Origin of the sequence: Pseudoalteromonas sp. SG45-3 (assembly GCF_014164075.1) — a bacterium.
GTDB lineage: Bacteria > Pseudomonadota > Gammaproteobacteria > Enterobacterales > Alteromonadaceae > Pseudoalteromonas > Pseudoalteromonas distincta.
Window position 1 is genome coordinate 111,214 of record NZ_JACJEN010000015.1, and the last position, 7,187, is coordinate 118,400.

6 protein-coding genes and 7 tRNA genes are annotated in these 7,187 nt (G+C 41.3%); 10 read left to right on the forward strand and 3 right to left on the reverse strand.

Annotation, left to right across the window (positions count from 1 at the left end):
- Positions 1–67 precede the first annotated feature (67 nt).
- Positions 68–1,648 carry a LysM peptidoglycan-binding domain-containing protein gene (locus tag H5126_RS15815; protein WP_149602939.1) on the reverse strand — a complete coding sequence of 527 codons (1,581 nt, stop codon included), beginning with the start codon at positions 1,646–1,648 and terminating at the stop codon, positions 68–70.
- A 155-nt stretch (positions 1,649–1,803) separates the two neighbouring features.
- Positions 1,804–2,577: a hydroxyacylglutathione hydrolase gene (gene gloB, locus H5126_RS15820; RefSeq protein WP_182721490.1), complete on the reverse strand. Its 774-nt coding sequence runs from the start codon at positions 2,575–2,577 to the stop codon at positions 1,804–1,806.
- A 53-nt stretch (positions 2,578–2,630) separates the two neighbouring features.
- Here gloB and H5126_RS15825 point away from each other — a divergent pair, with 53 nt between their 5' ends.
- A complete protein-coding gene (locus H5126_RS15825) occupies positions 2,631–3,416 on the forward strand; it encodes a class I SAM-dependent methyltransferase (RefSeq protein WP_002963022.1) in 786 nt (261 codons plus the stop codon).
- Positions 3,417–3,579: 163 nt separating this feature from the next.
- On the opposite strand, the gene rnhA is transcribed toward H5126_RS15825, so the two are convergent.
- Entirely contained in the window at positions 3,580–4,044 is a 465-nt protein-coding gene (rnhA, locus tag H5126_RS15830; protein ID WP_002963021.1) for a ribonuclease HI, read from the reverse strand.
- Positions 4,045–4,112: 68 nt separating this feature from the next.
- On the opposite strand from rnhA, the gene dnaQ reads away from it, so the two are divergent.
- The 9 genes from dnaQ to H5126_RS15875 all read left to right on the forward strand — a co-directional run bounded on the left by dnaQ (position 4,113) and on the right by H5126_RS15875 (position 7,070).
- Complete coding sequence (gene dnaQ / locus H5126_RS15835; RefSeq protein ID WP_024606537.1) at positions 4,113–4,826, forward strand: DNA polymerase III subunit epsilon; 714 nt, start codon at positions 4,113–4,115, stop codon at positions 4,824–4,826.
- A 9-nt stretch (positions 4,827–4,835) separates the two neighbouring features.
- Positions 4,836–6,206, forward strand: a complete 1,371-nt coding sequence (locus H5126_RS15840; protein ID WP_182721489.1) for a TIGR03503 family protein — start codon at positions 4,836–4,838, stop codon at positions 6,204–6,206.
- A gap of 97 nt (positions 6,207–6,303) precedes the next feature.
- Positions 6,304–6,380: transfer RNA gene (locus tag H5126_RS15845), tRNA-Asp, on the forward strand.
- Positions 6,381–6,407: 27 nt separating this feature from the next.
- Positions 6,408–6,484, forward strand: a tRNA-Asp gene (locus tag H5126_RS15850).
- Between the two features lie 41 nt (positions 6,485–6,525).
- Positions 6,526–6,602: transfer RNA gene (locus H5126_RS15855), tRNA-Asp, on the forward strand.
- A gap of 31 nt (positions 6,603–6,633) precedes the next feature.
- Positions 6,634–6,710, forward strand: a tRNA-Asp gene (locus H5126_RS15860).
- Positions 6,711–6,748: 38 nt separating this feature from the next.
- Positions 6,749–6,825 (forward strand) — tRNA-Asp (locus tag H5126_RS15865).
- Positions 6,826–6,862: 37 nt separating this feature from the next.
- A tRNA-Asp gene (locus tag H5126_RS15870) sits at positions 6,863–6,939 on the forward strand.
- A gap of 54 nt (positions 6,940–6,993) precedes the next feature.
- Positions 6,994–7,070, forward strand: a tRNA-Asp gene (locus H5126_RS15875).
- Positions 7,071–7,187 lie beyond the last annotated feature (117 nt).

Consider the following 7,187-nt stretch of genomic DNA (forward strand, 5'->3'; position numbering starts at 1 on the left):
CTTTAATTTTAAAGTATTAAAAAAGGAGCGCATGCGCTCCTTTTTACTTTTAATATAGTTTTATAAATTAACTACTTCTGACATCTACTTTAAGTTTTAGCTTTTGGCCAGGTTGTAAGTATTTTTGACCGGCTAAATTATTCCACTTAATAATTTCGTTAACGCTTAGATTAAACTTAGACGCAATACGTGCAAGTGAGTCACCACGGCGTACTTTGTATGTAATAGTACGGTTGGTACTTGCCGTTGCTTGTGGTTTATTAGCTGACTTATACACAGTAAGTTTTTGATTTAGGCGCAGTACAGAGTTTTTCTTTAGCTTATTCCATTTAGCCAACTCATCCATAGTTACGTCATATTCGCGGCTAATGTCCCATAACGTGTCGCCACTTTTAACTGTGTGCGAAAGCTTTGTGCGAGTTGCTTTATTAGCAGCTAAGCGCATCTGCTTTGGTAAATGTTCGCTATTTATAGCGCCATCAGTAAGCGGGACTAATAATTCTTGGCCTACTTTAATCGTATTTGATTTGAGTTTATTAAGCGATCGGATTGCACTTGAGCTCGTTGTAAACTTTTTGGCAATTACTGATAAGCTGTCGCCTCGAGCCACAATATAACGTTGCCAGCGTAATCTGTTTTTAACATCAGTGTTTGCTAGTTTTTGGCTAAATTGCTCTGCTTTATCTACTGGCAGTAATAAAGAATGTGGGCCATTAGGATCAGTTGCCCAGCGGTTAAAACCAGGGTTTAATCTGTATAGCTCAGTAAGCGTCATATCAGCCATATCAGCAGCAAGTGCTAAATCTATTTGCGAGCCAACATCAACCACTTCAACCACTTGTGCATTAATTACTGGTTGCCATGTAACATTAAAATCATCTGAGCGTTTTAATAAATCGGCAAGTGCTAATAACTTTGGTACGTAGGCTGTTGTTTCGCTAGGTAAATCAAGAGACCAAAAATCGGTAGGTAAATGCTTTTTACGATTCTTTTTAATCGCGCGCATTAAACGCCCTTCACCTGAGTTGTAAGCAGCAATCGCATTTAGCCAATCGCCTTCAAGTGTTTTATGTAAATACGACAAGTAGTCAAGTGCTGCGCGAGTCGATTGCACTATGTCGCGACGACCGTCGTACCACCAGTTTTGTTTTAAATCGAATCGCTCACCGGTTGCAGGCATAAACTGCCAAATGCCCGATGCGCTGCGATTAGAATAACCAAATGGGTCAAATGCGCTTTCTACAATAGGCAGTAGTGCAATTTCGATTGGCATTTCGCGCTTTTCTACTTCTTCAACGATAAAGTGTAAGTAAGGTTCTGCACGTTTAGAAATACGATCTAAATAGGCTTGGTGGCGAGCGTAATAGTTACGTTCAGTAACAACAGGGCGGTTTTGCGGTATTTCGATAGAAAGTTGGTAGCGAATTCGCTCCCACACATCATCAAACACGGGCGCTTCTTGCTCATCAGAGTCAACTTGCTGATATTGCGCGTTTACCATCAATGCATTGTTAATGTCGTTAGGACTTGCGCCTTCGAGTTGTTGGTTTGCTTGCGTGGCAACTTGAGAGTCTGACTCTAATGTTGTCACAGTTTGACAACCACTTAGCGCTAACGCCAAGGCTACTAATAGGGGAGATTTATTCATAAATACCAATACATCGGGTAAAAAACTCGGCGAATACTACCTGTTATGAGTTAACATTGCCACTTAATGACTTTTTAAAACGCAGAAATAGAATCATCACTATATCTTAAGTTGATGATTCTAATGAAATAAATATTAAAGTATTAGTTTTTGCATTAAAAATTGTCTTTGAACTGTCTCAGACTCGCAAAGTTTCCCCAAGGTTCATTGTTTTTTGTAACCGAGATAAATTTCTCTGGCACTAACTCTATAATGGTTGGCAAATCGCTACGCATAAATGGATTTATTTTTAGCTCCTGTCCAATAGAGGTCGGTAGAGAAATTTGATTATTACTGCGTAATTCATCTACTTTTTTACTGTACTCAAGGAGTTCTGGATTGCGTGGTTCAACTGCTTCGGCAAAGGCAAGATTAGCTTGCGTGTATTCGTGCGTGCAATAAACAACACAGCTTGCAGGCAGCTCTCTTAGTTTATTAAAAGATTTCCACATTTGCTCTGGCGTGCCTTCAAATAAGCGCCCACATCCGCCGCTAAATAATGTATCGCCTGTAAAAGCAAGTTCATCATTTGTGTAACAAATATGATCAAGCGTGTGCCCAGGAGTTGCTAAAATAGTAAAGTTAATATTAAGCACACTGATGCTTTGTCCATCAGTGAGTGCGTGAGTGACGCCTTTAAATGGACTATTTGCAGGGCCATAAACCGATATATCTGGATAGGCGTCAACTAATTCAGCTACGCCATCAGTGTGGTCGTAGTGATGATGCGTAATTAAAATGCCACCAAGCGTTAGTTTGTGCTCAGCTAAGTACGTTAATACGGGATGTGCTTGGCCTGGATCGACTACCCATGCTTGGTTACTGTTATCGGTAGTTAAACACCAAATGTAATTATCAGAAAAGGCTTTAATTGCTTTGACTTGCACCATGGTAAATTGCTCTATAAAGTGACACTTATCGCATAGTATAACGAGCTCAAAAAATGAAACCAGCCCTTAGTTTTCAAGAAGGACCCAAACCACTGTCGTGGCAGCAGTTTCCTCATGGGGATTATTTACGCACAGATATTGAACGTAAAATGGAGCAATGGCTTCCGCGTATGTTTGGCTATCATATGCTTAAGTTGGGTAATTTAAGTGGCGAATTAAACACAAGTATAAGTACGATTAAACACCAAGTGTGTGTTGCAGAGCCTGGGCCTTACACTGGGGTAGTTGCTGACATAGATGAATTGCCATTTTACGAGCACAGTATTGATGCTTGTATACTAAGCCACTGCTTAGAGTATCATTCAGACCCACATCACATTTTACGAGAAGCACATCGCACGCTTATTCCGGGCGGTTATATACTAGTGACTGGTTTTAATCCGTTTAGTTTGTGTGGGCTTGCACAAATGCTGCCTTTTAGTGGTCAGAAGTTACCATGGACGGGGCGCTTTTTTACCCCTGCGAGGGTTAAAGATTGGCTAAATTTATTGGGTTTTGAAATTGTAAGTGACGAACGTTTTATTTATTCATCACTGGCAAGAGGTAACAGGTTATCAAGATTTGAGTTTTGGCGGACTTTTGCAAAACAGTATTTAAAACCAATGGGCAGTGTTTATATGCTGGTGGCACGAAAAAGAGTTGCGCCACTTACGCCGATAAAACCTAAGTGGCATGCTAGGCCGCAGTTTGCACCAGTAAAAGGGGCAGGGCTTAGACAAACGTCAAAGCAACACTTTAAATCGTGCGAGCAAAAAAATAATACCAATTGCATTAAATAAGTGATCTATCATAGCGCTAAGAAAATAGCACATTAACAAGGCGAAAATTGTGACATATAGTTGTTTTATATGAATAATTTTTAACGCAGTTAGTGAGTTATTTAATGCGATAGAATGAACATGTTTTTAATAAAATTGGTATAACAACTAGCTTAGAATAAATTTAAGGCTGGTAGCCTACATCTTCTAGTAAATCTTTACTGCCAGCGGCATCGCGCGCTAAATCGTCAACTATTTCGTTGTATTTATTGCCGCTATGCCCTTTAACCCACTTCCAAGTTACATTGTGCTCGCTACAGGCTTTATCTAAGCGTTTCCATAAATCGACGTTTTTAACCGGCTTTTTAGCTGATGTTAACCAGCCACGTTTTTTCCAGTTAGTGATCCACGATTCAATGCCTTGCTTAACATATTGGCTATCGGTTGTTAGGTTTACATCGCATTCTCGAGTGAGTGATTCTAGGGCTACAATAGCCGCGAGCATTTCCATTCGGTTATTTGTTGTGAGTTTATAACCTTGGCTCATTTCTTTTTCGTGGCCGTTATAAATCATAAAAATACCATAACCGCCGGGGCCTGGATTACCTAAACATGAGCCGTCGGTGTAAATCTCTACGGTTTTTTGCACTGTTTTACCTTGATCTTATGTACAATAAAGTGATTATAGAAAGATACCAGAATCAGGCTAAATTCGATATGGCACGTAGACAAATAGTTTTAGATACAGAAACCACCGGCATCGACCCTAAACAAGGGCACCGTATTATAGAAATTGGTTGTGTGGAGTTAGTAAATCGCCGTTTAACAGGCAATAACTTTCACGTTTATATAAACCCACAACGCCCAAGCGAAGAAGAAGCAATCGACGTTCACGGTATCACTAACGAATTTTTACGTGATAAACCGTTATTTCATCAAATTGCCCAAGAGTTTTTCGACTATATTGAAGGGGCAGAGTTAGTTATTCATAACGCACCGTTCGATGTTGGTCATATGGATAATGAATTTGCACTACTTAATCAGGGCTATCCTAAAACAGAGACTTTTTGTCAAGTTCTCGACACGCTTAAAATGGCGCGTGACTTGCATCCAGGTCAAAAGAACAATCTTGATGCATTATGTCGTCGTTACGATGTAGATAACGCAAAGCGAACACTTCACGGCGCGCTACTGGATTCTGAAATTTTAGCCGATGTTTACCTTGCCATGACGGGTGGTCAAACAAAGCTGAATTTGAATCAAAACAAAGATGACGGCAGCGAGCAACAGAAAGGCGGTATAAAGCGTTTAAATAGTGATAGAGCCCCATTAGTTGTATTGCGAGCAAGCGACGCTGAGCAAAGCGCACACGAAGCACGATTAGATCTTGTAAACAAAGAAGGCGGCCAATGTATATGGCGCGCAGAATAAGGCGATTTAATGAAAACGATGTATTTTGTAACAGCGTTATGTGCCGCTAGTTTATTTACTGGCAATGCATATGGCGTAAAACAAGTAGAAGTGCTCAAGCGCGATGGGCATCAAAATGAGATCCCTTTACTTGATAATCGTTTTCGCATAGATAGCAAAATAGATGAAATAACACTGCTGTTTTTTAGAAAATCAGGTGCACCTGCTGTTATTTTAGTGCGACCCGATGGCAGTAAGTACTTTGCTACTGACTCAGTTAAAAACCCTAACTTAGATTGGTTTGACGAACTCAGCTACGATTTAGTTACCATAAAAAAACCTATGGCGGGTCCTTGGCAAGTAATAGGCAGTATTTTACCCGACAGCAGAATAGTTGTATTAGGCGAAATATCTCTTGAGGCAGAGCCTCTTCCTTCAATGTTGTTTAGGGGGGAGACAATAAAAATCACCGGGAAAATACTAAACGACGGTGAGCCAATTAACACAAACCTATTTAGGGATGTTGTGAGCCTTAATGTTGACTTTGTAAGTACCAACAATGAAAACTTTGCTAACTTTGGCGCAGGCATTCAAGAAGTAGCGGAATTTAAAGACGATGGACGTGGATTTGATGAGCGTCCTAAAGATGGTGTGTTTACCGGCGAGTTTACTTTAGATTTCCCTGCGGGTGAATGGACACCAGAGCTTTACGTGGCAACACCTCTGCTGCAGCGTCGCATTGTGCAAAATACAATAGAAGTGCACGAGCCACCTTTTATAACCGAAGTCGCGTTAGCAGAACAAGACACAGACGAGCATCTGTTAACTATAAATATAGACCCAAGTATTGTTAAGCCAGAGACAGTCATCATCCAGGGAAAAATCTACTATCCCAATAACGAAGAGCAAATGTTTACCATAGATGCTGCAGCTAAAGACTCACGTCAGCTTAGTGTTAAAAATTATGATTGGGGTAGATATAGTGTTGAACTGTCTGTTTTTGGCACTAATATTAATGGCCGTGAATTTATGGCAACGCTACCAACGTATAAATTTGAGATAGAACGACCCATAGAAGCGGTGCCCGAAATTGATTCGGCAACAATTATTACGCCAGATAAAATGATTGAGAGTGAGCCTGTTGAAGAAAAAATGGCCACATCGGCAATTATTAGTTTAATTGTAGGCTGCAATACGCTCATTTTATTACTCGGTTGGTTGTTAATTCGTATATTTGTTCAGAAAAAATCGATTAAATTTAAAGTGAAGCTGCCTTTTTTAAAGAAAAAGAAAACAAGTGAAGGTGGTGTTGCCGACACAGAAAAAAATCAAGTCGGTAAAAATGGCTCAAAAAATGACAGATCAGGTGAAATTTTAAACCTTTCGATGACAGATGACTAAAAAACCTATAAAAAAACAAAAAAGCCCTTGACGAAATAGGGGTTGGTTCGTATTATTCACGCCGCTGTCAGGGAGACCTAAACAGCAACGAAAATATGGAGTGGTAGTTCAGTTGGTTAGAATACCGGCCTGTCACGCCGGGGGTCGCGGGTTCGAGTCCCGTCCACTCCGCCATTTTCGTAAAACTTGTAAGTAAAAGCTGGAGTGGTAGTTCAGTTGGTTAGAATACCGGCCTGTCACGCCGGGGGTCGCGGGTTCGAGTCCCGTCCACTCCGCCAACACTTACACAACGTATGGTTGTAAAACATATTCTTATTATGGAGTGGTAGTTCAGTTGGTTAGAATACCGGCCTGTCACGCCGGGGGTCGCGGGTTCGAGTCCCGTCCACTCCGCCAATAAGAAAAAATAACAGTTTAAATATGCGCTGGAGTGGTAGTTCAGTTGGTTAGAATACCGGCCTGTCACGCCGGGGGTCGCGGGTTCGAGTCCCGTCCACTCCGCCAACTATTTAAACAATGTTATATTACAAAATTTGTATGCTGGAGTGGTAGTTCAGTTGGTTAGAATACCGGCCTGTCACGCCGGGGGTCGCGGGTTCGAGTCCCGTCCACTCCGCCAACAAATTAAGTAATGACAAGTAAAAAGATATCTCTGCGGAGTGGTAGTTCAGTTGGTTAGAATACCGGCCTGTCACGCCGGGGGTCGCGGGTTCGAGTCCCGTCCACTCCGCCATTTGATATCATGATTAAAATTAGTAAGTGCATTACCCCATGCACATACCACTGCGGAGTGGTAGTTCAGTTGGTTAGAATACCGGCCTGTCACGCCGGGGGTCGCGGGTTCGAGTCCCGTCCACTCCGCCACTTGTTATTTCCTCAATAACAAGCTTATAAAATCCTTGATTAAATAATTTAGTAAAACATTCTTTGGCTATCAGCTATCAGCTATCAGCTATCAGCTATCAGCTATCAGCTATCAGC

Bases quoted from the DNA above. Each gene is read 5' to 3' on its own strand.
- H5126_RS15815 (WP_149602939.1), bottom strand. From the start codon at position 1,648: ATGAATAAATCTCCCCTATTAGTAGCCTTGGCGTTAGCGCTAAGTGGT.
- gloB (WP_182721490.1), bottom strand. From the start codon at position 2,577: ATGGTGCAAGTCAAAGCAATTAAAGCCTTTTCTGATAATTACATTTGG.
- H5126_RS15825 (WP_002963022.1), top strand. From the start codon at position 2,631: ATGAAACCAGCCCTTAGTTTTCAAGAAGGACCCAAACCACTGTCGTGG.
- dnaQ (WP_024606537.1), top strand. From the start codon at position 4,113: ATGGCACGTAGACAAATAGTTTTAGATACAGAAACCACCGGCATCGAC.
- H5126_RS15840 (WP_182721489.1), top strand. From the start codon at position 4,836: ATGAAAACGATGTATTTTGTAACAGCGTTATGTGCCGCTAGTTTATTT.